Here is a 23010-nt window from a genome sequence, read left to right on the forward strand (position 1 = left end):
TAATGCAAGAATATAAAAAAAATAGGGTTTCAAAAGTTGCCTTTGCCTACTGCATGGCACTTTTGTTTATGATTATTTTTATCAGCTCTACTTTTTTTCTTACATCAAAACGTCATATACCTAACACTGAAAAAGATCAATACGCTCTTGCTCTAAGAGGATCGATTATAACCAAAGATAATTTTACTATCACAAGTTCTAAACAAATTTATCGTGCTGAAATTGATCTTAGAAGCATTAACAAAGATAAATTTGATCTATTTTTAAAGCTTTTTCAAATTTATAGTGGGATAAGTAACGATCAAGTAGCAGATATTAAAAAAAGAATGCAAAATCAAAAAAAACGCTCTTATAATTTTGTTCTTTTACAAAACTTAGACTCCAAGCAAGCAAGCTACCTTAAAGATCTTGCTAAAAAACTTTATATACAAGGTTTTTTCAAAGCTTTTACAAATAACTCAGGAAGAGTTGAAACAAGAGGATTAAATATCATCGAACATGAAGAAGATAGAATTTACATGTCAAAAGATTCTTTTACTCCTATTATCGGTTATACCAAAATGATATTAGATCCAGAAAGTGGAATTTTAAAAAATATAGGAGTTAAAGGTTTAGAAAAATACTACGATGAATGTCTAAGCCCTGTTCAAAATGAAAAAATTCAAGGACTTAAAGATATAGGTGGAAATATTATTTTAAATCTAAATTCACTACAGCAAAAAAAGATCAATGGTTGTGATTTATATTTAAATCTTTCTTTAAAACTGCAAAAAAGCATAGAGAAAGCTATAGATCAAAGAAATGAGGATTTAAAAGCCAATGAAATCATAGTTGGAGTAATGGAAAGCAAAACAGGAAGAATTTTAGCTCTAGCAAGCTCAAGGCGTTATGACCCACAAAATCGCGGAAAGGATCTATCAGTTCTTAATGCAAGCGCTATAGAATACGGCTATGAAGCAGGTTCTGTTATCAAACCTTTTATCTTTACAACAGCCTTAAGACTTGGTAAAATAAAAATGGATGAAGTGATTAATACTTATGGCGGTTCTTACAAGCTAGGACGTTTTACCATCAAAGACGATCACAAAATGGACAAAATGACTATGGAGGAAGTTATAAGATATTCTTCAAATATAGGCATGATACAAATTGCTAAAAGACTTAACAATATAGAAATCGTATCAGGGCTTAAAATATTTAAATTTGGCGAAAAAAGTGGTATTGATCTACCCTATGAACAAAAAGGAGAAATTCCAAATCCTAAGCGCTTAAGAGATATAGAAAAATCTGTTTTAAGTTATGGTTATGGACTTAAAACAACCTTTATACAACTCCTTGCAGCTTATAATGTTTTCAACAATGATGGGTTTTATATCACACCACGTTTAGCTGAAAAATTCTATCAAAATGGACGCTTTACAAATCTTGATGATGATGTAAAAAAAGAAAAAATTCTTTCTAGCGAAGCCGCTAAAACGATGCAAAATGTTCTTATAAATGTTATAGAAAAAGGAACAGGAAAAAAGGCAATTACACAAGGTATTATTGCAGGAGGTAAAACAGGAACGGCAAGAATAGCCGAAAGACAAGGTTATACCTCAAATCGCTACAATGCATCCTTTTTTGGTTTTGCAAATGATTTAAATCACGCCTATACCATCGGAGTTCTCGTAAGACATCCTACTAAACCTTATAGTTATTATGCTGCACAAAGTGCTTTGCCTATGTTTAAAGATGTTGTTGATATTTTAATCAATGAAGAATTTCTAACGCCTATACAAGACAATAACTAAACTAGCACAAACAACTAGTTTGATATATCTTTAGAAAACATCACCTCAACAGCACCTATAAGTTCTTCAGCAATCTTAGCAGCAAAAGTTGTATCATTAAGTATTGAAATTCCTTCAGCTGTTGTGATTTTTCTTACTGAAATAAGATGTTCAACATTGCTCAAGGTTAAAGTATCGATTTCTTTTAAAATTTCTTTTCCTTTTTGAAGATTTTTAATAATCAAATAAAGCTTTTCACGATCTTCAACAACTCTAAGCTCTTCGATACTTCTTAAAAGCTCTCCTAAATTCGATCTAATTTTATTGTACTCTAAAGCCAAAAATTCATTAGAAGAACTAGAATATTTCTTAATATTTGCTTGGATAATTTTTAAATTTTTAGTTGTTTCGGCTAAATTTTTAGCTGCCATCTTAAAGGTAAAAATTTTATGATTCTTTGTTTCATCGTTAATATAAACTTGTGCTTTAGTTGAAAAATCGATAATAGCTTCAAAAAGAACCTTTATCCTAGTTTGATACAAATAGTCCAAATCCACATTTTTACTAAACCACTTTTTATTTTCTAAAATTTCTTTAAAACTTTTATCACTTTGTATATCTTTACGACTAAAACCTATAGCATGAGCAACAATTGCATAGGTATTGTTATAAAGATGCTCGCTTTCTTTCCTTAAAGCTTCGATGGCTGTGTCACTAAACTTAACCAAACTACTATCAAGATATAAAGGCTTGTCTTTATTCTTATCTTTAGGAGCTTTTACTATCTTATTTAAAAAAAGAACAATTTGAGGAGTAAAGAATGAAAAAAGCACAACACCAATTAAATTAAACAAAGTGTGAAATAATGCTACTTTCAAAGCTATATCTTCTATGTTTAATACAATGGATAAAAAATTAAGAAAATGTATAAAATAAGGAAAAATAAGCACTATTAAAAAAGCTATACCAAAATTAAAAATACAACTTGCAAACGCTAATTTCTTTCCTTCAATATTGGTACTTAAAGAAGCTAAAACAGCCGTTACAACTCCTCCAACACTAGTACCTAAAGTTGCTGCTAAGGAATTTTCAAACTGATTTGTCCTGCAAGTAAAGCAGCGACAATAATAGCCATTGTAGCTGTGCTTGATTGTATAACTCCTGTAAGCAAAGCACCTAATCCTAAAAAAACAAAAACTCCTTTAAAACCAGCAAAATCAAAACGAGAAAGATCAATTATATGTTTAAAATTTTCAAAACCACTTTTAATATAATCCACACCCAAAAAGAAAAATCCTATACCAATAAAAATATTACCCAAACCTTTTAAAACACTATCTTTTTGAAAGAAAAATAATACTCCAATAATCAAAAGTGGGATAGCTAGCATTGAAATTTTAATATTTGTCAAACCAACAATCAGCCAAGAACTTGCCGTATTTCCTAAATTTGCTCCAAAAATAATCCCTATGCCCGCACCCAAAGAAATAAGCCCTGCACTCAAAAAAGAAATCGTAATAATAGAAACTAAAGTTGAAGATTGCATAATTAAAGTACTTAAAGTACCAAAAAGTATACTTTTTATCTTTGTATCGGTTGACTTCGCTAAAATTTTTTCAAGCAAACCACCACTAAAAGCTTTAAAACCTATACCTAAATTAGTCATTCCAATAAGAAGTATTGCCACTCCTGCTAAAAGATTGGCAAGCTCGTCATAACGAATTAAAATAAAAATCAGAACTAAAGTAAAAATACTCCATGAAATAAATTTAAAATATTTTAAAGAATTTCTTTCCTCTTGCAATGCCTAACCTTTTAGTTTTTCAAATTCATTCATCAGAAATTCTCTTAAATTTTCGGCTTCTTCTTCGCCTTTTTCTAGATACTCAAGCAATAAATTTTCTAATTCCTTTAAAAAAGAAAAAAGTTCATTTTGCCAGATACTATCGTTTTTATTGCTTAAATTCATGGTTTGTATGAAAGTCAACTCTCTGCTTAAATCCCCAAGTTTTTCTAAAAATTCATCTTTTTGATCAGAATTTTTTAATGCTAAATTAGTATTTTGGACATTTTCTTTAAATTGTCTGATTTTTTCATCGATTAAATCGCAAAATTTCGGATAAACATCCATTTTAATAGGCTCTAAAAGGGTTTGCTCGTCTATATTTAAAGTAAGCTTTTTAACAGCAAAATAAAGAGCTAAAAAAGACAAAGCTGCTATGAGTAAATAAATTCCTAGCATTAATAACTCTTAAGGGCTAGCATTCCGCCATCTAAATTGATGCTTTCAAGTCCCAATTTTTCAGCTATAAATTCAGCTGCAACCATGCTTCTATGGCCACTACGACAAATAAAAGCAAGTTTTTTACTTTCATCTCTTTTGCTTTGAAATTCATCTAAAAATTTAGCATTTAAAAGCCCTTGATTATCATATAAAGCCACACATTGCGCATTAGGTAAAATACCTTCTTCCCATTCTAAAGGAGTACGCACATCAAAAATTTGATATGCGTTTAAATCTTGCTTTGTCCAAAGACTTGCAGGGATATTTTCTATCATGAAAAAGCCTTATTGATAATTTTTGCAAGGCTTGCATTAAATTCAGCAGGATTATCCACTCCCATACCTTCGCTTAGTTTTGCCATATTTAAAACTAGGGTTGCTATATCTGCACTAAAACTTTCGTTGTTTTTAAGACCTGTAAAAATAGCGTGCTTTGGATTGATTTCTAAAATAGGTTTGAAATTTTGTTCTTGACCCATTTGTTTTAAGAGTTGTTGCATAGCAAAATCAGGTTTATTTTTATCGTAAACTATACAACTTGGGCTATCTTTCAAGCGACTGGTTAGTCTTACATCTTCAACTTGATCTTTTAGAAGTTCTTTAAATTTAGCTACAAGTGGAGCAAAAGTATTTTTTTCTTCATCGCTTAGTTCATTTTTATCTTCTACTTGATTAATGGCTACAAATTTCAAACCTTCAAATTCTAGCATAGGAGTTACTAAAGAATCAATCTCATCATCCATGAGTAAAACTTCTATATTTTTTTGCTTATATTCTTCAAGTAAAGGAGAGGTTCTTAATAAACTTTCATTATTTCCTGCTATATAAAAAATTTCCTTTTGCTCGCCTTGAAGGTCATTTTTATACTCTTCTAAAGAGCGTAAATTTTCACCTTTGGTGCTTTTATAAAGCATGAGTTTTAAAAGACTGTCTTTTTCTCCGCCAAAACCATAAAGTCCTTCTTTTAATACTTTACCAAAGGTTTTAAAGAAAGATAAGTATTTTTCTTTATCATTGTTTTTGAGTTTTTCAAGTTCACCTAAAATCTTTTTAACGCTAGCTTCTTTGACACCTTTTAAAATTTGATTTTCTTGTAAAATTTCACGACTTACATTAAGTGGTAAATCTTCTACATCGATAATCCCTCGCACAAAACGCAAATAAGTTGGTAAAAGTTCTTTATCATCATCGCTGATAAATACGCGTTTTACATAAAGTTTTAAGCCGCTTTGATAATCCACACGAAATAAATCAAAAGGTGCATTTTGTGGTATGAAAAATAAGGAATTGTATTCTAATTTTCCTTCGCTTTTAGTGTGAAGATAAAGTAAAGGTTTGTTTGAATCATGAAAATTTTGCTCATAAAATCTTTCATAATCTTCTGCTTTAAGGCTTGATTTTTGCATTCTCCATAAAGCATTGGCTTTATTGATTTGAGAAATTTTAAGTTCAGTTTTTCCTTCTTCTTCGCCCTCTTTAGCAGGAGTAAATTCTTCTTTTTCCATGAAAATTGGAAATTGAATATGATTAGAATATTTTTCTATAATGCTTTCGATTTTATAAGTATTAGCAAACTCATCATCTTTTAAATATAAAGTAATGCTTGTTCCTTGTTCTTCTTTGCTTGCGTCATTAATCTCATAACCATTTGCATCGGAACTCCAAAGATAAGCTTTATCATCTAAAGCTTTTTTACTTAAAACTTCGATTTTGCTAGCCACCATAAAAGCAGAATAAAAACCTACTCCAAATTGTCCTATGAGTTGAGAATCTTTTTTAGCATCACCGCTCAAATTTTCTAAAAAGCTTTTAGTGCCACTTTTTGCTATGGTTCCAAGGTTGTTGATAAGATCATCTTTATCCATACCTATACCATTATCACTAATACTTAAAGTTTTTTTATCTTTATCAATTTTGATTTCAATTTTAGGTTCAAATTTTAAGCTTTTATATTTATCATCACTTACGCTTAAAAAATTAAGCTTATCTAAAGCATCGCTTGCATTTGAAATAAGTTCTCTTAAAAAAATTTCTTTATTAGAATATAAAGAATGTATCATAAGCTGTAAAAGCTGATTGACTTCGGTTTGAAATTGCATTTTAACTTCCTTTGTAATTTTTTAAAGTGGTATTTTAGCAAAAAATACAAATTCTAAAGTAAATTTAAAGATTTATTTGAAAATTATAAAACCAAGCCATGCGGCAAATAAGCAAAGAAAGACATTTAAGATAATATTTAACGCAAAATGAAGATAATTTCCACTTTGCAAAAGAAGTAAATTTTGATAAGAAAAAGTAGAAAAAGTTGTAAAAGCTCCTAAAAAACCTGTACTTATAAAGCTTTTAAGTAAAGGAGATAAACCTTTATTTTGTGCATAAGAAAACAAAAGTCCTATGATAAAAGAACCCAAAACATTAACAAAAAGAGTTCCAAGGCTGATAGAATAAGGAAAAAATTTATTCACTAAATTAATAGAAAACATTCTTAAGATTGCTCCTATAAATCCCCCAAAACCAACAACTAAAAGGGTATTTAGCAAAGCTTAGCTCTTTCTTGATCGAGTAATTCTTGCATTTTTTTTCTAGTGTTTTCAAGCCATTTGTCATCATTTGTATCGACTAAATCCATACAAATGATTTTAAGCACTCCGCTGCTTGCACTAAAACTTTTTGTGTCTAAAATTTTTGCAGAATCCACAATTAAAATGGGTTGAACTTTAAGATTTAATTTTTCACTTAAAATTTTTGCTCCACTTTGAAATTTAAGCATTTTTTCATTTTTAGATCTAGTTCCTTCTGGAAAAATAGCCAAAACCCTATCTTCGCTAATTCTTTCTTTTGCTTCTTTTAAAACTCGTACCAAATCACGCGGATTTTTTCTATCTATACAAAGAAGTTTTGGTTTTTTCATAGCAACTTTGAAAATAGGAATTTCTCCTAATTCTTTTTTGGCAATCCAGCATAAATTTTTAGGATATAATTCTTCTAAAGCGATGATATCTAAAGCACTTTGATGATTCATTAAAATCATCTGAGCTTGCGGATTAAAAGTGCCAATAATTTCTTGTTTATAAGAGATAGTATATCTTTGAAATTTAGCCCAAATTTTGCGGATTTTCCAAAGTGTGTTTTGAGATTTTGTAAAGCAAAAACAAAAAATCACCAAAGCAACACTTAAAACAAAAAAAATCCAAAAATAAAGAGCTTTAATTTTTTTGTAAATCATCTTTATTAACCCAACCTATTTTTCCATCAGAAAACAATACTTTAATATAATTTTGTCTTTTGCCCAAAACTTCTACTTTTTCATCTGCATTTGCCGTATAAAAATAAGTTGAAGGCTCTGTAGGTAAAATTTTAGCCCTAGAACCAGCCTTGATAATTGCATTTTGAGTATTGGTATCTACAAGAAAACTAAGTGCAAAACAAACAACTGCCAAAGCCAGAATAATGTAATTTTTTCTCCATACAAATAAAGCTCCAAATAAAACCGCTAAAAACCATAAGGTATATTGTTTATAAATATTTAAGTCTTTATTTACAGGATTTAAATCACTCTGAGTGCTGATCTCATCGTCACTAATTTTTAGTTTTAAATTTATATTTTCAAGCTTTTTACTGTCCTTATTGAAATACGAAAATTCAAAATTTGTTTTACTTAATGGCAAAATAGCATAATAAAAAGCACTAGAAGCATTAAAATCCCCTTTTAAATTTTCAATACCTTGCTTTTGAATTCCTTCTATAAAAAAGCTTTTAAGATTTGTATTGGTTGCGTTTAGTTCTACCATCATAATGATATTAGCATCATCAAAATAACTCGCTTTAACTTTTTTAATTTCCAAAGAACTTGCCACAAGGTGTGAAAAATCTTTATTGGATAAAGTATTTTCAAATTTGATAGGATTAAGATTGATATCAGCCTCTTGAAAAGCTTCATTATTTCTAAGAAGTTTGATAGAAATTTTACTCAAACTAGCATTTGAATTTTTGGCTTCAAACCATAAAGTTGTTTTATATTCGTTATTGATAAATTCCCATTTTGCATCTGGATTTAAAAAAGATAAGTTAGTTTTTTCTACGCTTATGTTAAAATCAAATTTTGTATTTTCCGTAGTGCGAGCATAGATCGTAATAGGAAAAACTTCTCCAACATATACCCTACTTGGATATTCATTATTTGTAAGAACCAAACTCCCTTTGGCTACAAAAGGATCATCTACATTGCTTTCAAAGTCATTGTTTTCATCACTTGGCGGAATATTTTGATAAATTTTTTGTTCTTCTTGGGGTAATTTTTGTAATTCTTTTTGCATATTTTCATCTTGGCCGCCAAATACAGAAATTTCACCCCTGCCAAACAATACAACAATGCTAAAAATTAAAGTTAATAAAATTTTCAAGATAAAAAGCCTTTAAGCATTTTTAAACCTACATCATTACCTAGAACTTTTTCACAAGCACGCTCAGGATGGGGCATAAGTCCAAAGATTTTTTTGTTTTCATCACAAATTCCTGCGATATCAAATACAGAACCATTTGGATTTGGCTCGTATTTTAGAATAATAAGATCTTTATCTTGCAATTCTTTTAAAGTAGTCTCATCAGTGTAATAATTTCCCTCTCCATGGGCAATTGGTAAACTAATAATTTCATCTTTTTTGAAATTTTTCAAAAAGGCATTATCATTAGAAACCACTCTTAAATTTTGGTTTTTTGAGATAAAACTAAGATTGTTATTATGCTTCATTGCACCTTTTAAAAGACCGCTTTCAAGTAAAATTTGAAAACCATTGCAAATACCTAAGATATATCCTCCCTTTTTTGCATGATTAAAAACACCTTGCATAGCAGGAGCAAGTTTTGCAATAGCTGCACATCTTAGATAATCTCCATAAGAAAATCCGCCTGGCAAAACAACTAAATCTGCATCAAATTCTTTTTCTTCATGCCAAACAATCTGCGTCTTTACTCCAAGTTTTTCAAAGGCATAAGTTGTATCAAATTCACAATTTGTCCCTGGAAATCTAATAATAGCAACTTTCATTTTACTCTTTCTCGATTATAAGCTCATAATCTTCAATAACACCATTTACCAACAATTCTTCGCACATTTTTTTTACTTGTTCTTTGGCTAGTTTTTCATCTTTCTCATCAAGAGAAATTTTGATTTGTTTTGCTATTTTTACTTCTTTAACGCTATTAAAATTTAAAGAGTGCAAAGCTTTTTCCACTGCTTTGCCTTGTGGATCTAAAACTCCATTTTTTAAAGAAATATTTACAATAACTTCCATATTTTTCCTTAATTTAATATTCTTTTTAAAACTTCTTCATAAGCCATTTTTACATTACCTAGATCTTGACGAAATCTATCTTTGTCTAATTTTTCATTACTAAATTTATCCCAAAATCTACAACTATCAGGGCTTATTTCATCAGCTAAAACAAGCTCATTATCTTTAGTTAAACCCAGTTCGATTTTAAAGTCAATCAGCCTTAAATTCTTATTGTCAAAAAATGGAGTTAAAATAGAATTAATCTTTCTAGCCATATTTTTAATTTCACTAATTTGAACTTCATTTTGCACTAAATTTAAAATCAAACAATGCTCATCATTGATAAAAGGATCGCCTAAAGCATCATCTTTAAGACAAAATTCCACCAAAGCAAAAGGTAGCACAGTGCCGTCTTTAATACCCAGTCTTTTTGTAAGAGAACCTGTTGCAACATTGCGTACTATAACTTCAATAGGAATAATTTTACATTTTTTAACCACTTGTTCTGTATCGCTTATAGTTTCTACTAAATGGGTTTTAATCCCATTTTTTTCGAGTAAATGAAAAATTTCAGTACTGATTTTACAGTTTAATGCGCCTTTTCCACTTTCATTACCTCTTTTTTCTGCATTAAAAGCAGTTAAATCATCTTTAAACTCACTAATTAGCAAATTTTCATTATCGGTTTTGAAAAGTTTTTTACCTTTTCCTTCGTAGAGCATTTCTTTTTTTGTCATTTTATTGTCCTTGTTTGATATTTAAAATCTTAATAGTATCAATAGCTGATTTTAATTGTGCGTCATCATTGATTTGTTTTTGACTAATTAGATTTTTATTGTCTTTATTTTCTTGTTTATCTTCTTTTTTATTTTTATCTATTTTTTCAAGCTCACTTTCTAAATGTTGTTTTAAGTCGCTTTCTTTTATAGAAAAACCATCTTCTTGAGTATTTACTTTACCTGGAAAAACTTCAATATCAGGTTTTACACCCACTGCTTGAATAGTACGTCCGCTTGGAAGATAATATCTTGCGATAGTAAGCCTTAAAGCTTCAGTTTTATTAATAGGTATGATTTGTTGAACACTACCTTTTCCAAAAGTATTTTCACCCACAATAACACCGCGTTTAAGATCTTGTAAAGCTCCACTTACGATTTCACTTGCACTAGCACTTCCACCATTTACAAGCACAACCAAAGAAACATCAGAAATTTTGTTTTTAGGATCGGCTTTATATTCTTGATTTTCACTTGCGATGCGTCCTTTTTGAGAAACAATAACACCTTTATCTACAAATAAATTTACAAGTCCTATAGCTTGATTTAAAAGTCCACCAGGATTATTTCTAAGATCTAAAATAACTCCTTTAACATTAGGATATTTTTTAAGTTCTTTACTTGCCACATCTACAACATTTTTATCAAAATTTGTAACTCTAAGATAAAGAATGTTTTCATTTTCTATCATTTTTGCATAAACACTTTCTATCTTAATAATTTCTCTTGTAAGTGTAACATCAAAAGGTTTTGTTGCACCTTTTCTAAAGATGGTTAAAGTGATTTGAGTTTTTGGCTTACCACGCATTTTATCTACAGCATCATTGAGATTAATTCCTAAAGTGGCCTCATCATTAATTTTTAAAATAATATCTCCTGATTTTATCCCTGCTTTATCTGCTGGTGTTCCTTCTATAGGAGAAACAACTGTTAAAGCGCCATCTTTCATACCTACGGTTATACCAAGGCCACCAAATTCACCATTGGTTTGAATTTTCATATCATTAAAATCTTTTTCATTTAAAAAAGAAGAATGCGCATCAAGATTGCTTAAAAGCCCCGATAAAGATTTATCCACCAAATCGCTGATATTTTGATCATCCACATAGTATTGCTCTACTATAGCAAGAGTTTTTGTAAGCTTATCTAAAGCTTCTAGGCGTTTTTGAACCTGCTCTTCTTTTTGATCAACTTTAGCTTGTAAATGACTTGTTAAAAATAGACATAAAATAAAAGTAGTGGCAAAGCCTGCAAGACCCGCAAAAAATCGTTTTGTTTTCAAAATAAGCTCCATCATTGAGTTTTAGTTTAAAGAGTAAATTTTAATAAAAATTGCTTAAAACTTCGTAAATAAATTTAAATTCTTAAAAATATGTTAAAATAGACTAAAAATTCCAAAAAGAAAGTTAATACAATGTGCCAAGAAAAATATACTCATACACATTCTCAAAAACATCTTAAAGCAGTTTGCAATCGTCTAAGTAGAACCATAGGGCATTTAAGCGCTATTAAAAGAATGGTTGAAAATGACAAAGACTGTAGTGAAATTTTAGTCCAGCTTGCTGCCGTAAAAGCCGAAGTTAACAATACCGCAAAAGTAGTTTTAAAAGAACATTTAGCTCATTGCATGGTACATGCTGTAGAAGAAAATGATATTCAAAGCATAGAAGAATTAAACAAGGCTATAGATATGTTTATGAAATAATTCAAAAATTAGTCATTTGTCCTATTATTTAAAAAATTTTACTCAATTAACTTGACATTATATGACTAAAGTTATATAATGTCAAATATATAAACTAAATAAAGGATAAACATGGCAAATATACAAGATTTTTTAACTGATAATATGCTTTCAAACCTTGAAAGTGCAGCATCTTTAGCTATACATTCTAAAAATACTGAAGTCGTACCTTTACACCTTTTATGGGCTTTAAGCGTAGATAGCACAAGTATTTTAAATCAAATTTTAAATAAATTAAATATTTCTAAAGAAGCCTTAGAACTTGAAATTAAAAGCAGAATTTCAAAACTTGCAACAAGTTCAAATGTAAGCCGTGAAAATATACGCTTTTCCAATGAACTTATAAATTCATTAGAAAATGCCAAAGGATTAATGAGTGCTAATGGAGATAGTTATTTAAGTGTGGATACTTGGCTTATAAGTGAAAGTCAAAAAAGCTCTATTAAAGAAATTTTGGCGCAATTTTTAGATTTAAGAGAATTTCAAAAAGAGCTTGAAAGTCTAAGAGCAGGACGCAAAATCGATAGCAAAACAAGCGATGAAACCTTAGATAGCTTAAATAAATTTGGTATAGATTTAACCTTAAAGGCAAGCGAGGGTAAGCTTGATCCTGTTATAGGCAGAGAAGAAGAAATCGAGCGTTTAATGCAAATTTTAATACGCAAAACCAAAAACAATCCTATACTTTTAGGTGAACCAGGCGTAGGAAAAACAGCTATAGTGGAAGCTTTAGCACAAAGAATTATCAAAAAAGATGTTCCAAAATCTTTGCAAAATAAAAAAGTTATCGCTCTTGATATGAGTGCTTTAATTGCAGGTGCAAAATACAGAGGAGAATTCGAAGATAGATTAAAAGCTGTGGTTAATGAAGTGATAAAAAGTGAAAATATCATTCTTTTTATTGATGAAATTCACACTATAGTAGGAGCTGGAGCGAGTGAAGGCAGTATGGATGCGGCAAATATTTTAAAACCCGCTCTTGCAAGAGGTGAACTCCATACTATAGGCGCAACTACTTTAAAAGAATATCGTAAATATTTTGAAAAAGATGCAGCCTTGCAACGCCGTTTTCAACCTGTAAATGTGGGTGAACCAAGTGTTAATGAGGCTTTGGCTATGTTAAGGGGTATAAAAGAAAAGCTTGAAATTCATCATAATGTAACCATAAATGATAGCGCTTTAGTAGCTGCAGCTAAACTTTCAAAGCGTTATATAGCAGATCGTTTTTTACCTGATAAGGCCATTGATTTAATCGATGAAGCTGCAGCTGAACTGAAAATGCAAATTGAAAGCGAACCAAGTTCTTTAAGAAAAGTACGCAAAGATATAGAAACTTTAGAAGTTGAAAATGAAGCTTTAAAAATGGAAAATGACGAGAAAAATCAAAAAAGACTCGATGAAATCGCAAAAGAACTAGCCAATTTAAAAGAAAAACAAAATGCCTTAAATTCACAGTTTGAAAATGAAAAAAGTGTTTTTGATGGCATAAGTGCTAAGAAAAAAGAAATTGATCTGCTTAAAAATGAAGCTTCTTTGGCTAAAGCTAGAGGTGAATTTCAAAAAGCAGCCGAGCTAGAGTATGGAAAAATTCCAAGTCTTGAAAAAGAAGTAGAAATTTTAGAAGATAAATGGAAAAAAATGAGTGAAAATGGAGTTTTGCTTAAAAATCAAGTGGATGAGGATTTGGTTGCTGGAATTTTAAGCAAATGGACGGGTATTAGCGTGCAAAAAATGCTAACTTCCGAAAAACAAAAATTCTTAGAAGTGGAAAAACATTTAAAAGAAAGTGTCATAGGACAAGATAAGGCCTTAAGTGCTTTAGCTAGAGCCATTAAACGCAACAAAGCAGGGCTTAATGCGGATAATAAACCTATAGGAAGCTTTTTATTTTTAGGGCCAACAGGGGTAGGAAAAACACAATCAGCTAAAGCTTTGGCAAAATTTTTATTTGACGATGAAAAAGCAATGATTCGCTTTGATATGAGTGAATTCATGGAAAAACATAGTGTTTCAAGACTCTTAGGTGCACCTCCAGGATACATAGGACATGAAGAAGGTGGAGAGCTTACTGAAGCTGTGCGAAGAAAACCTTATAGTGTGCTTTTGTTTGATGAAGTTGAAAAAGCGCATAAAGATGTATTTAATGTGCTTTTAGGGATTTTAGATGATGGTAGAGCAACCGATAGCAAAGGTGTAACAGTGGATTTTAAAAATACCATTATCATTTTAACTTCTAATATCGCCTCAAGTGCTATTATGAATTTAAGCGGAAAAGAACAAGAAGATGCAGTAAAAAATGAGTTAAAAAATTTCTTTAAACCTGAGTTTTTAAACCGCTTAGATGATATTATCACCTTTAATCCACTTGGAAAAGATGAAGCTTATGAAATAGTTAAGCTTTTATTTAAAGATTTACAAATGAGCTTAGAAAACAAAGGCATAAAAGCAAGTTTAAGCGAAAATGCAGCCCTTTTAATCGCTAAAGATGGTTTTGACCCTGATTTTGGTGCTAGACCTTTAAGAAGAGCTATTTATGATCTTATAGAAGATAAATTAAGCGATATGATACTTGCTGATGAACTTCATGAAAATGATAGCATTATCATTGATGCAAAAGATGATGAAATAATCATCAAAAAAGCTTAATCATTTTGAAAGTAGATCTTTCTACTTTCAAAATATAATCTCGCTTTCATTAAATTTCATATTTGCTTTTGGCAATGGTGATTTGGTGGTATAATAAGCACTTTCTCCTTTATAATTTCCACGATAAACCCCATTAGGAATGCTAAATTTTCTAGTTGTATCAGGGAATTTTTCTATATATTGAGTTAAAAATTCTCTAAACACAGGAGCAGCTGTTCTAGCCCCACCTTCTGTATAACGCATAGGCTTGTTATTATCATTTCCATACCAAATGATTGCTTCTATTTCAGGCGTAAGTCCACAAAACCAAGCATCAACACTTTTATTCGTTGTTCCTGTTTTTCCTGCTATTTCTATATCTTTTACTCTTGCATTGCGTCCTGTGCCTTTTTCAACAACATTTCTCATCATATCTAAAACCAGAAAACTTTGCGCTTCATCGCTGACTTTACGCTCATTTGAGTTAAATTCCATGATGGTTTTACCGGTTTTATCCTGAACTTGTCTGATAATTTGAGGATCTTTAATCGTACCATAGTTCCCAAACATGGTATAAAATTTCGAATACTCCAAAGGAGAAATACCAAAACTTCCCAATACGATTGATAAATTAGGCGGTATATCTTTAAATCCAAATTCCATTAGTTTAGAGTAAAGAACATCAAGCCCCATATCAAGTGCGAGATTAATGGTAGCTAAATTTCTTGATCTTGTTAAAGCTTCTTTTAAGGTAATTAAACCTAAAAATTTACCCCCTTCATTTTTAGGTTTCCAATCCTCATTATTACCCGCTCCACCTTCAAAAATTCTAGAAATATCAGCAATTTCACTCATAGGCGAATATCCTAAATTAATCGCCACTTGATACACAAAAGGTTTAAAAGAGCTTCCAGGTTGACGCATACTTTGAGTAGCACGGTTATAATTACTTTTTTCATAATCAACCCCACCTACCAAAGCTAAAACATCGCCACTTTGATGATTTACCACGACCATAGCTCCGTTTAAAGTGCTTAAATTTGCATCTTTATCGCGTTTTACTATCTCATCATAACCAAATTTCAAAGCATTCTGCGCCATATTTTGAACATCTAAGTCTATATTTAAAATGATTTTATATCCACCTGTTTTTAAGTCTTTGATATTAGGGCTTAATTGTTTAATCACTTCATCTACGACATAAGGAGCAGCATTTTGAGTAAGCGTATCATCATAAACTTGCGGAATTTCTTTAATGGCTGTATCATAATCTGCTTTTGAAATCCAACCTAGATTATACATTCTTGAAATAACATTATTTGCTCTTGAGATGGAAAGATCTAAATGCTTTGTAGGATCATAACTGCTAGGTGCTTTTGGCATACCTACTAACATAGCAATCTCTTTAAGGCTTAATTCATTTAAATTTTTATGAAAATACCCCAAAGATGCGGTTTTTACTCCATAATACCCATGTCCAAAAAAGATAAAATTTAAATACCTTTCTAAAATTTGCTCTTTAGTTAAAATGGTTTCCATTTTATAAGCAAGCAAAGCTTCGCGAATTTTACGCGTAATCGTTCTTTCTGGGGTTAATTCTGTGTTTTTAATAAATTGCTGGGTAAGAGTGGAAGCTCCTTCCATGGTTTTTCCACCGCTTTTTATGATTTTTACAGCAGCTCTAAAAATGGCATCGATATTAACTCCATTATGTTCAAAAAAGCTTGTATCTTCTATAGCAACTAAAGCTTCTATAAGGCGTGGAGGAAGCTCTTCATAAGGAGCGTAAAAACGATGCTGTTCAAAAATATTAGCCACAAGCTTGCCATTTCTATCGTAAATTTGTGTTGTAAGAGGAGGTTTGTATTCTTTAAAAGTATAACCCTCAGTATCAGCACTTGTGAAAAGATAAGCCACATAAATAAATCCAGCTATAAACAAAAGAGTAAAAAATGAAAAAATATATTTTAATATTTTCATAAATAAGCCTTTAAAGTTTGGATATCAAGCCCTAAAGCAGTGCTTAGATTTCCTACTTGGTGGGTGATGAAATTTTGATGAAAACCCTCACACATAATACAACCCGCCTTGCCTTTATAAAGATCATTTTCTACATAATCTCTTAAAGCATTTTCATCAAAATTTTTAAAATAAAGCGTAGTTTTTGAAAGAGAAAAAACTCTTTTTTCAGGTTTTACAAGCAAAAAAGCCGATAAAATACTTGCATACTTGCCATTTTGCAAGGCAAGCATTTCATAAGCTTCTTTTTTATTCTTTGCTTTGGTAAGAATTTTTTCATCTATACAAACTATACTATCTGCAAAAAGCAAATTTTGGTTTTGAAAATCTTTGCCTAAAGTACTTAAAAATTGTCTTTCTTTTTCAAGAACTATTTTTTGAACATATAAAAAAGGTGAAATATTCTTATCTAAATTTTCATCATAATCAAAACTAACTTGCCTAAAATCAATCTTTGCGGTTTTAAGCAAGTTAGCTCTTGAAATGGAACTTGAAGCAAGAATTAACATTAAAGTGCTTTTTCTATCGTTTCTAAGCTTTGTTTTAAAGCTTCATTGATTTTGCTTAAATCTTTTCCACCTGCAGTAGCAAAATCATCTCTTCCGCCACCATTTCCACCTAAAATTTGCGCCGCTTCTTTAACCAAAGCTCCTGCTTTTAAAGGTGCATCTTTAACACCAGCTGCTAAAGTGATTTTTTCATCTTTTACTTGAATAAGTAAAATCACCGCTTTAGCAAATTTATTTTTAAAATCATCAATCATAGCTTTAATATCGCCATTATCTATACGCTTTACGCAAATTTCAACACCTTGGATATTTTTAGAATCAAGCTCGGTTTTACTTGAATTTTTAAGCTCATTTTTTAAACTTAAAATTTCATTTTTAAGCTTTTTAACCCCGCTTAAAATATCATTATTTTTAAGTTCATCTTTTGCTTTAGAAAGTTCTTCAAATTGATTTTTTACAAATTCTAAAGCCGCTTTAGAAACCACAGCTTCAATGCGTCTAACTCCAGCACTCACACCGCTTTCTTTAACTATGTAAAAACTTCCTATTTGAGCAGTATTTTTAACATGGGTTCCTCCGCAAAGTTCCTTGCTTTCACCTAGAGTTAAAACACGCACATTGCCTTGGTATTTTTCATTAAACAATGCTATAGCACCGCTTTTTTTAGCTTCTTCTAAAGGCATATTTTCTAAGATAGCTTCGCTTGAGTTTATAATCATTTTATTAACTCTTTTTTCAATGCTTTCTAGCTCTTCTTTGCTTAAAGCTTTATGATGAGTAAAATCAAATCTTAGTTTATTGCTTTCAACCAAAGATCCTGCTTGGCTTACATGAGAACCTAAAATTTCTCTTAAAGCATGGTGTAAAAGATGAGTAGCTGAGTGGTGACGTGCGATTTGCTCTCTTTTTTCTGTATCGATTCTTGCATGAACTATATCGCCAACTTTTAGTTCTTCGCCTGCTTTTACAAAGCTAAGATTGAGATTAAAAAACTTTCGCGTATCTAAAACTTCACGCTTAGCTATAAATCCACTATCAGCACTTTGCCCCCCACTTGTTGCATAAAAAGGTGTGTTTTCAAGCATCACCCAACCCGCATCTTTAAGGGTGGAAACTTCTTTAAAATCTTCATCTAAAAGGGCTAAAATTTTACTTTCGCATTCTGCTTTTTCATAACCTACGAAATGATTTTCTCCAAATTTTTCAAGCAAGTTTTTAAAATCTCCGCTTGTAGTTTTATCTCCACTTCCTTTCCAAGAAGCCTTAGCGCGTGCTTTTTGCTCATTCATTAAAAGTTCAAATTTTTCTTCATCAACTTTAAGATTTTTTTCTCTTAGCATATCAGCCGTTAAATCAAGCGGAAAACCATAAGTATCATAAAGCTTAAAGGCTACTTCTCCGCTAAAAATTTCTTTAGTGTTTTTAAGCTCTTCATTAAAAATTTCAATCCCATTTTCTATAGTGCTTAAAAATCTTTCTTCTTCAAGGCGAATTTGTTCTTTTATAAAGTCTTTTTTCTCATTAAGATAGGTATAATGTCCGCCCATTAAATCGCACACAACATCAACTAGTTTATACATAAAAGCTTGTTTAAAACCTAGCAAATATCCATGTCTTAAAGCACGACGCAAAATACGACGCAAAACATAACCTCTACCTTCTTTATCAAAACTTACCCCTTGCGCAAGTAAAAATACACTTGATCTTATATGATCAGCTATGACTCTAAAACTTGCTCCGCTTTCATAAATATAAGTTTTATTACAAAGTTTTGAAATTTCATTGATGATTGGCATAAAAAGCGAGCTATCAAAATTGCTAAATTTACCTTCTTTAATCGCTGTTACTCTTTCAAGTCCCATTCCCGTATCAATGCTTGGCTTTGGTAGTGGGCTAAGTACTCCATCAGCACTTCTTTCGTATTGCATAAAAACAAGATTCCAGATTTCTAAAAATCTATCTCCATCTCCGCCCATATAATCTTCGCTTGAGTTAAAATGCTCTTCTCCTTGGTCATAAAAAATCTCACTACAAGGACCACAAGGACCAGTATCGCCCATTTGCCAGAAATTATCTTTATCGCCAAATTTGTAAATTCTTTCTTTTTGAATGTGTTTTTGCCATAGATTAAAAGCTTCATCATCGTTTTCATGCACGGTTACATAAAGTCTATCTTTAGGTAGTTTTAAAACTTCAGTTACAAATTCCCAAGCATAAGCTATGGCTTGTTCTTTAAAATAATCTCCAAAACTAAAATTCCCAAGCATTTCAAAAAAAGTATGATGGCGTGCGGTATATCCTACATTATCTAAGTCATTGTGCTTTCCACCCGCTCTTATACAAGTTTGACAGCTTGTTTTGCGTGGAGGGTTTGGGCGTGGAATTTCTCCTGTAAATATACTTTTAAAAGGCACCATACCCGCATTAGTAAAAAGTAAAGTTGCATCATCAGGAACTAAAGGGCTTGATGGGGTTATCTCATGTCCTTTTGATGCAAAAAAATCCAAATAAGCTTTTCTAATATCCATGAATTTTCCTAAAGAAATTTTTATAAAAACATATCATACCAAAATTACTTTAAATTAAGTAAAACTAAAATACAATAAACATTTTTATTTAATTTTATTTCTCTAAGGTTTTTTATGAATTTTATCAATCTTCAAGCCCAATATCTCGCATACAAAGATGAAATCAATGCTGAAATTGAAAGCGTTTTATCAAGCTCTTCTTTTATAGGCGGTGCAAAGCTTAACGAATTTGAGCAAAATTTAGCTCATTTTTTAGGTGTTAAACACGCTATAGGTTGTTCAAGTGGAACCAGTGCTTTATATCTTGCCTTAAGAGCCTTAGATATTGGCAAAGATGATGAAGTTATAGTGCCTAGTTTTACTTTCATAGCAACAGCTGAAGTTGTGGCCTTAGTAGGTGCAAAACCTGTTTTTGTAGATATAAATTTATCAAATTACAATCTTGATTTTGAAGCAGTGCAAAAAGCAATAACCCCAAAAACCAAAGCCGTTATAGCAGTAAGCATGTTTGGACAAATGAGTGATTTAAGGGCTTTAGAAAAAATTTTAAAAAATAAAAATATCACTTTAATCGAAGATGGTGCACAAAGTTTTGGTGCAAGTTTCAAAGGAGAAAAATCCTGCTCCATAGCTAAAATTTCATGCACGAGCTTTTTTCCTTCAAAACCTTTGGGAGCTTATGGCGATGGTGGGGCTATTTTTTGCCATGATGATGAAATTGCTAAAAAAATAAGAATTTTACTCAATCACGGACAAGCTCAGCGTTATAAACATGAATTTATAGGTATAAATGGACGCCTTGACACCTTGCAAGCGGCGATTTTAAATGTTAAGTTAAAATACCTAGAAAAAGAATTAGACAAAAGACAAAAATTAGCACAAACTTATAATGCAAATTTAAAAAACTGCCAAATTCCGCAAATTGATCCAAATGCTTTTAGCGCTTATGCACAATACAGCGTTTTAGTTGAAGATAGAGCTAGCGTATTGCAAAAATTTGAAAAAGCTAATATACCTTATGCTATACACTATCCAACCCCTTTGCATAAACAACCTTGCTTTAGTGAGTTTTCAAATTTAGAACTTAAAAATTCAGAATACGCAAGCAAACACATCTTATCTTTGCCTTTTTCACCTTTTTTAAGTGAAGAAGAGCAAGAGCAAGTTATTTGTATTTTTAAAGATTAATTCCATGAAAATAGGTATCATAGGCCTTGGAAAAATGGGGCAAAACCACTTAAATGAACTTAGTAAAAATTCTCATTTTAAACTTAATGCACTTTTTGATCTTTGCAAAAATCCAAATCTAAATATTTTTGATGATATTTTTTATGATGATTTGGATAAATTTTTAAATCAAAATAATGATATTATCATCATAGCAACACCTACAAATTCACATTTAGCAATAGCAAAAAAAGTTTTTAAACAATGCAAATGCGTTTTAATCGAAAAGCCTTTAGCTCTAAATTTAAAAGAAATAGACGAAATTTCAAATTTAGCTAAAGAATACAGCGTAAAAGTAGGCGTAGGTTTTTGTGAAAGATTTAATCCTGCGGTTTTAGCCCTAAAAAAAGAGCTTGAAAATGAAGAAATTATCAGCATTAACATACAAAGATTTTCACCCTACCCGCAAAGAATCAGCGATGTAGGGATTTTGCAAGATTTGGCTGTACATGATCTTGATTTGCTTTGTTTTTTAAGCAAACAAGAAATAACAAAAACCAATTTGCTTAAAAAATACACCCAAGATCAAACAAGAGAAAGTGAAAGCATTATTCTATGTGGGCTTGAAAAATGTATTGCTAGTATACATCAAAGCTGGAATAGCACACAAAAACTAAGAAAAATTCATCTTATTACTAAAAATCATTTTTATGAAGCCAATTTAAATGACTTTTCTTTATTAAAAGATGGAAATTTTATAGAACTTACTCAACAAAGTCCACTTTTTTCAGAACACGAAGCTTTGTTAAAACTTATCGATAATCAACCCAATCATCTAGCCAGTACGAGCGATGCTTACAAAGTTCAAGAAATTTTAGAAAGGTTTGCGTGAAATTAGTTTTATTTTTAAATATGGGCGGAGCTACGAATTTACAAGATTGTGAAGTTTTTTTAAAAAATATGTTTAATGATCCTTATATTTTAGGAATCAAAAATCGATTTTTAAGAAAATTTGTAGCATGGATCATAACAAAGGCTCGCGTTAAAGCCATGCAAGAAAACTATAAAAAAATGAGTGGAAAATCCCCTTTAAACGAACTTACTCAAAGCCTATGTAACAAGCTTAATTTAAAACAAGATGAATTTAAATTTGATTTTGTAAATCTTTATGTGCCTCCTTTTGCCACAGAAATTTTGCAAAAATACACTTTAAATGAAAGTGATGAAATCATTCTTTTTCCACTTTATCCGCACCATTCTTGCACCACAGTAACTTCATCTTTAGAAGTTCTGCAAAATGAAATTTCAAAGCAAAAAATTCAAGCAAAAGTAAAAACTATAGATATTTTTTACAAAAATGAGCTTTATAATGAGATGATAGTTTCGCACATTTTGGATAAAAAAAGTAAATTTGATGCCAAAATTTTGATTTTTTCAGCGCATTCTTTACCACAAAGCATTATTGATAAAGGTGATTTATATGAAAAGCATGTAAATGATCATGTAGAAATTTTAAAAGAAAAGCTAAAAGATCATTTTGATGAATTTATTTTAGCTTATCAGTCCAAACTAGGCCCTGTAAAATGGCTTGAACCAAATACAAGCGATGTTTTGGCAAATTTAAACGATAAAGCTTTGATTTACCCTATTTCTTTTTGCATTGATTGTTCTGAAACGATTTTTGAGTTAGGTATGGAGTATAAACATTTAGCAAAATACAATTATGATTTGATAAGTTGCCCTAATGATAGTGATGAATTTATGGAATTTATTTTAAATTCTATAAATTCACCCTTAGCAAGAAAAACTTCTTGCTAAAACTCAAAAATACTTCCCAAAGCTTACATAAGCTTTAGAACTATAATCATCATCTAGTTTATACTTCTTTAAAGCTCTAGCTAAATCAAGCTTAACATAAAAATTCCCTGTTTTATTATAAAGTAGTTGCAAACCATAAGCATCCATATAGTTTGTTTCACTTGCTCTATATAGTTTAGAATCATTCTCATACCAAGAATAACCTATATCATAAAAAGGAGTGATATAAAAATCTTTTAAAGGAGTAGCCATTCTAAGTCCAAAGCTAGCCACTACAGCATTATCTCCTTCTCCATCTCCATTATTATAAGCCCTTACTCCATAAGGACCTCCTAAAGATATAGTTTCACTACTATCTAATGTAGCTCCATTGATAACTTGTTGATAATTTAAACTAAAAAGATGAGTAAAGGTATCATTAAGGAAATAAGCATTGTTAAGATTGACATTGAGTTTAGCAAATTTTCCAAATTCTACTCCACCTACTTTGCTT

Annotated in this window: 18 protein-coding genes and 3 pseudogenes; 6 read left to right on the top strand and 15 right to left on the bottom strand. The window is 30.7% G+C overall.

Annotation, left to right across the window (positions count from 1 at the left end; all coding sequences use genetic code 11):
• Positions 1-2: 2 nt before the first annotated feature.
• Entirely contained in the window at positions 3-1793 is a 1791-nt protein-coding gene (locus SR62_RS04320) for a peptidoglycan D,D-transpeptidase FtsI family protein (RefSeq protein WP_147502276.1), read from the top strand.
• 14 nt (positions 1794-1807) lie between these two features.
• Here SR62_RS04320 and SR62_RS04325 read toward each other — a convergent pair.
• From SR62_RS04325 to SR62_RS04375, 11 genes and pseudogenes are all read right to left on the bottom strand, one after another.
• Positions 1808-3576 (bottom strand): annotated as a pseudogene (locus tag SR62_RS04325) (Na/Pi cotransporter family protein).
• 3 nt (positions 3577-3579) lie between these two features.
• Entirely contained in the window at positions 3580-4014 is a 435-nt protein-coding gene (locus SR62_RS04330) for a hypothetical protein (RefSeq protein WP_002869868.1), read from the bottom strand.
• On the bottom strand, positions 4014-4331 hold the full coding sequence (locus SR62_RS04335) for a rhodanese-like domain-containing protein (protein ID WP_002859921.1): 318 nt from the start codon (positions 4329-4331) through the stop codon (positions 4014-4016). Before SR62_RS04335 ends, SR62_RS04330 begins: the two co-directional genes overlap by 1 nt.
• A complete protein-coding gene (gene htpG / locus SR62_RS04340; protein WP_002859920.1) occupies positions 4328-6154 on the bottom strand; it encodes a molecular chaperone HtpG in 1827 nt (608 codons plus the stop codon). The genes SR62_RS04335 and htpG overlap by 4 nt, the downstream gene beginning before the upstream one ends.
• 72 nt (positions 6155-6226) lie before the next feature.
• Complete coding sequence (gene crcB, locus SR62_RS04345; RefSeq protein WP_002859058.1) at positions 6227-6595, bottom strand: fluoride efflux transporter CrcB; 369 nt, start codon at positions 6593-6595, stop codon at positions 6227-6229.
• Positions 6589-7281: a lysophospholipid acyltransferase family protein gene (locus SR62_RS04350; protein ID WP_002867672.1), complete on the bottom strand. Its 693-nt coding sequence runs from the start codon at positions 7279-7281 to the stop codon at positions 6589-6591. The genes crcB and SR62_RS04350 overlap by 7 nt, the downstream gene beginning before the upstream one ends.
• Positions 7262-8458, bottom strand: coding sequence for an SH3 domain-containing protein (locus SR62_RS04355; protein WP_147502277.1), 1197 nt, complete (start codon positions 8456-8458; stop codon positions 7262-7264). The genes SR62_RS04350 and SR62_RS04355 overlap by 20 nt, the downstream gene beginning before the upstream one ends.
• A pseudogene (purQ, locus tag SR62_RS04360) lies at positions 8430-9102 on the bottom strand (phosphoribosylformylglycinamidine synthase I). The gene SR62_RS04355 and the pseudogene purQ overlap by 29 nt, the downstream one beginning before the upstream one ends.
• 1 nt (position 9103) lies before the next feature.
• Positions 9104-9349, bottom strand: coding sequence for a phosphoribosylformylglycinamidine synthase subunit PurS (gene purS, locus SR62_RS04365; protein WP_002872631.1), 246 nt, complete (start codon positions 9347-9349; stop codon positions 9104-9106).
• Between the two features lie 8 nt (positions 9350-9357).
• Positions 9358-10068 carry a phosphoribosylaminoimidazolesuccinocarboxamide synthase gene (gene purC, locus SR62_RS04370; RefSeq protein ID WP_002892334.1) on the bottom strand — a complete coding sequence of 237 codons (711 nt, stop codon included), beginning with the start codon at positions 10066-10068 and terminating at the stop codon, positions 9358-9360.
• Between the two features lies 1 nt (position 10069).
• Positions 10070-11404 carry a S41 family peptidase gene (locus tag SR62_RS04375; protein WP_002892332.1) on the bottom strand — a complete coding sequence of 445 codons (1335 nt, stop codon included), beginning with the start codon at positions 11402-11404 and terminating at the stop codon, positions 10070-10072.
• Positions 11405-11521: 117 nt separating this feature from the next.
• Between SR62_RS04375 and SR62_RS04380 the strand changes: the two genes are divergently transcribed.
• Positions 11522-11812 carry a metal-sensing transcriptional repressor gene (locus SR62_RS04380; protein WP_002892330.1) on the top strand — a complete coding sequence of 97 codons (291 nt, stop codon included), beginning with the start codon at positions 11522-11524 and terminating at the stop codon, positions 11810-11812.
• 111 nt (positions 11813-11923) lie between these two features.
• The gene (locus SR62_RS04385) at positions 11924-14497 is read left to right on the top strand and encodes an ATP-dependent Clp protease ATP-binding subunit (protein ID WP_070306433.1); all 2574 of its coding nucleotides are present in this window, start codon (positions 11924-11926) and stop codon (positions 14495-14497) included.
• Positions 14498-14524: 27 nt separating this feature from the next.
• On the opposite strand, the gene SR62_RS04390 is transcribed toward SR62_RS04385, so the two are convergent.
• Genes SR62_RS04390 through alaS form a run of 3 tightly spaced genes read right to left on the bottom strand, consistent with a single transcriptional unit; the run spans position 14525 to position 19532 of the window.
• The gene (locus tag SR62_RS04390) at positions 14525-16456 is read right to left on the bottom strand and encodes a penicillin-binding protein 1A (protein ID WP_002857099.1); all 1932 of its coding nucleotides are present in this window, start codon (positions 16454-16456) and stop codon (positions 14525-14527) included.
• On the bottom strand, positions 16453-17004 hold the full coding sequence (gene maf / locus SR62_RS04395) for a septum formation inhibitor Maf (protein WP_147502278.1): 552 nt from the start codon (positions 17002-17004) through the stop codon (positions 16453-16455). The genes SR62_RS04390 and maf overlap by 4 nt, the downstream gene beginning before the upstream one ends.
• Positions 17004-19532, bottom strand: coding sequence for an alanine--tRNA ligase (gene alaS, locus SR62_RS04400; RefSeq protein WP_070306432.1), 2529 nt, complete (start codon positions 19530-19532; stop codon positions 17004-17006). Before alaS ends, maf begins: the two co-directional genes overlap by 1 nt.
• 114 nt (positions 19533-19646) lie before the next feature.
• Here alaS and SR62_RS04405 point away from each other — a divergent pair, with 114 nt between their 5' ends.
• From SR62_RS04405 to hemH, 3 genes are read left to right on the top strand one after another with little or no spacing between them, the layout of a single operon-like run.
• A complete protein-coding gene (locus tag SR62_RS04405) occupies positions 19647-20720 on the top strand; it encodes a DegT/DnrJ/EryC1/StrS family aminotransferase (protein ID WP_002893262.1) in 1074 nt (357 codons plus the stop codon).
• Positions 20721-20724: 4 nt separating this feature from the next.
• On the top strand, positions 20725-21591 hold the full coding sequence (locus SR62_RS04410; protein ID WP_002893264.1) for a Gfo/Idh/MocA family protein: 867 nt from the start codon (positions 20725-20727) through the stop codon (positions 21589-21591).
• Positions 21588-22517 (top strand): ferrochelatase, encoded by a 930-nt coding sequence (hemH, locus tag SR62_RS04415; protein ID WP_002893265.1) that lies wholly within the window; start codon positions 21588-21590, stop codon positions 22515-22517. Before SR62_RS04410 ends, hemH begins: the two co-directional genes overlap by 4 nt.
• 3 nt (positions 22518-22520) lie before the next feature.
• Here hemH and SR62_RS04420 read toward each other — a convergent pair.
• A pseudogene (locus tag SR62_RS04420) lies at positions 22521-23010 on the bottom strand (ShlB/FhaC/HecB family hemolysin secretion/activation protein); the annotation flags it as partial.

It is taken from the genome of Campylobacter sp. 2014D-0258 (genome assembly GCF_008000495.1).
GTDB classification, from domain to species: Bacteria; Campylobacterota; Campylobacteria; order Campylobacterales; family Campylobacteraceae; genus Campylobacter_D; species Campylobacter_D jejuni.

Coding starts and splice junctions, on each gene's coding strand:
- SR62_RS04390 (WP_002857099.1), bottom strand. CDS start 16,456: ATGAAAATATTAAAATATATTTTTTCATTTTTTACTCTTTTGTTTATA.
- SR62_RS04405 (WP_002893262.1), top strand. CDS start 19,647: ATGAATTTTATCAATCTTCAAGCCCAATATCTCGCATACAAAGATGAA.
- SR62_RS04375 (WP_002892332.1), bottom strand. CDS start 11,404: ATGATGGAGCTTATTTTGAAAACAAAACGATTTTTTGCGGGTCTTGCA.
- SR62_RS04350 (WP_002867672.1), bottom strand. CDS start 7,281: ATGATTTACAAAAAAATTAAAGCTCTTTATTTTTGGATTTTTTTTGTT.
- purS (WP_002872631.1), bottom strand. CDS start 9,349: ATGGAAGTTATTGTAAATATTTCTTTAAAAAATGGAGTTTTAGATCCA.
- SR62_RS04385 (WP_070306433.1), top strand. CDS start 11,924: ATGGCAAATATACAAGATTTTTTAACTGATAATATGCTTTCAAACCTT.
- alaS (WP_070306432.1), bottom strand. CDS start 19,532: ATGGATATTAGAAAAGCTTATTTGGATTTTTTTGCATCAAAAGGACAT.
- htpG (WP_002859920.1), bottom strand. CDS start 6,154: ATGCAATTTCAAACCGAAGTCAATCAGCTTTTACAGCTTATGATACAT.
- maf (WP_147502278.1), bottom strand. CDS start 17,004: ATGTTAATTCTTGCTTCAAGTTCCATTTCAAGAGCTAACTTGCTTAAA.
- SR62_RS04320 (WP_147502276.1), top strand. CDS start 3: ATGCAAGAATATAAAAAAAATAGGGTTTCAAAAGTTGCCTTTGCCTAC.
- SR62_RS04330 (WP_002869868.1), bottom strand. CDS start 4,014: ATGCTAGGAATTTATTTACTCATAGCAGCTTTGTCTTTTTTAGCTCTT.
- SR62_RS04335 (WP_002859921.1), bottom strand. CDS start 4,331: ATGATAGAAAATATCCCTGCAAGTCTTTGGACAAAGCAAGATTTAAAC.
- SR62_RS04410 (WP_002893264.1), top strand. CDS start 20,725: ATGAAAATAGGTATCATAGGCCTTGGAAAAATGGGGCAAAACCACTTA.
- SR62_RS04380 (WP_002892330.1), top strand. CDS start 11,522: ATGTGCCAAGAAAAATATACTCATACACATTCTCAAAAACATCTTAAA.
- purC (WP_002892334.1), bottom strand. CDS start 10,068: ATGACAAAAAAAGAAATGCTCTACGAAGGAAAAGGTAAAAAACTTTTC.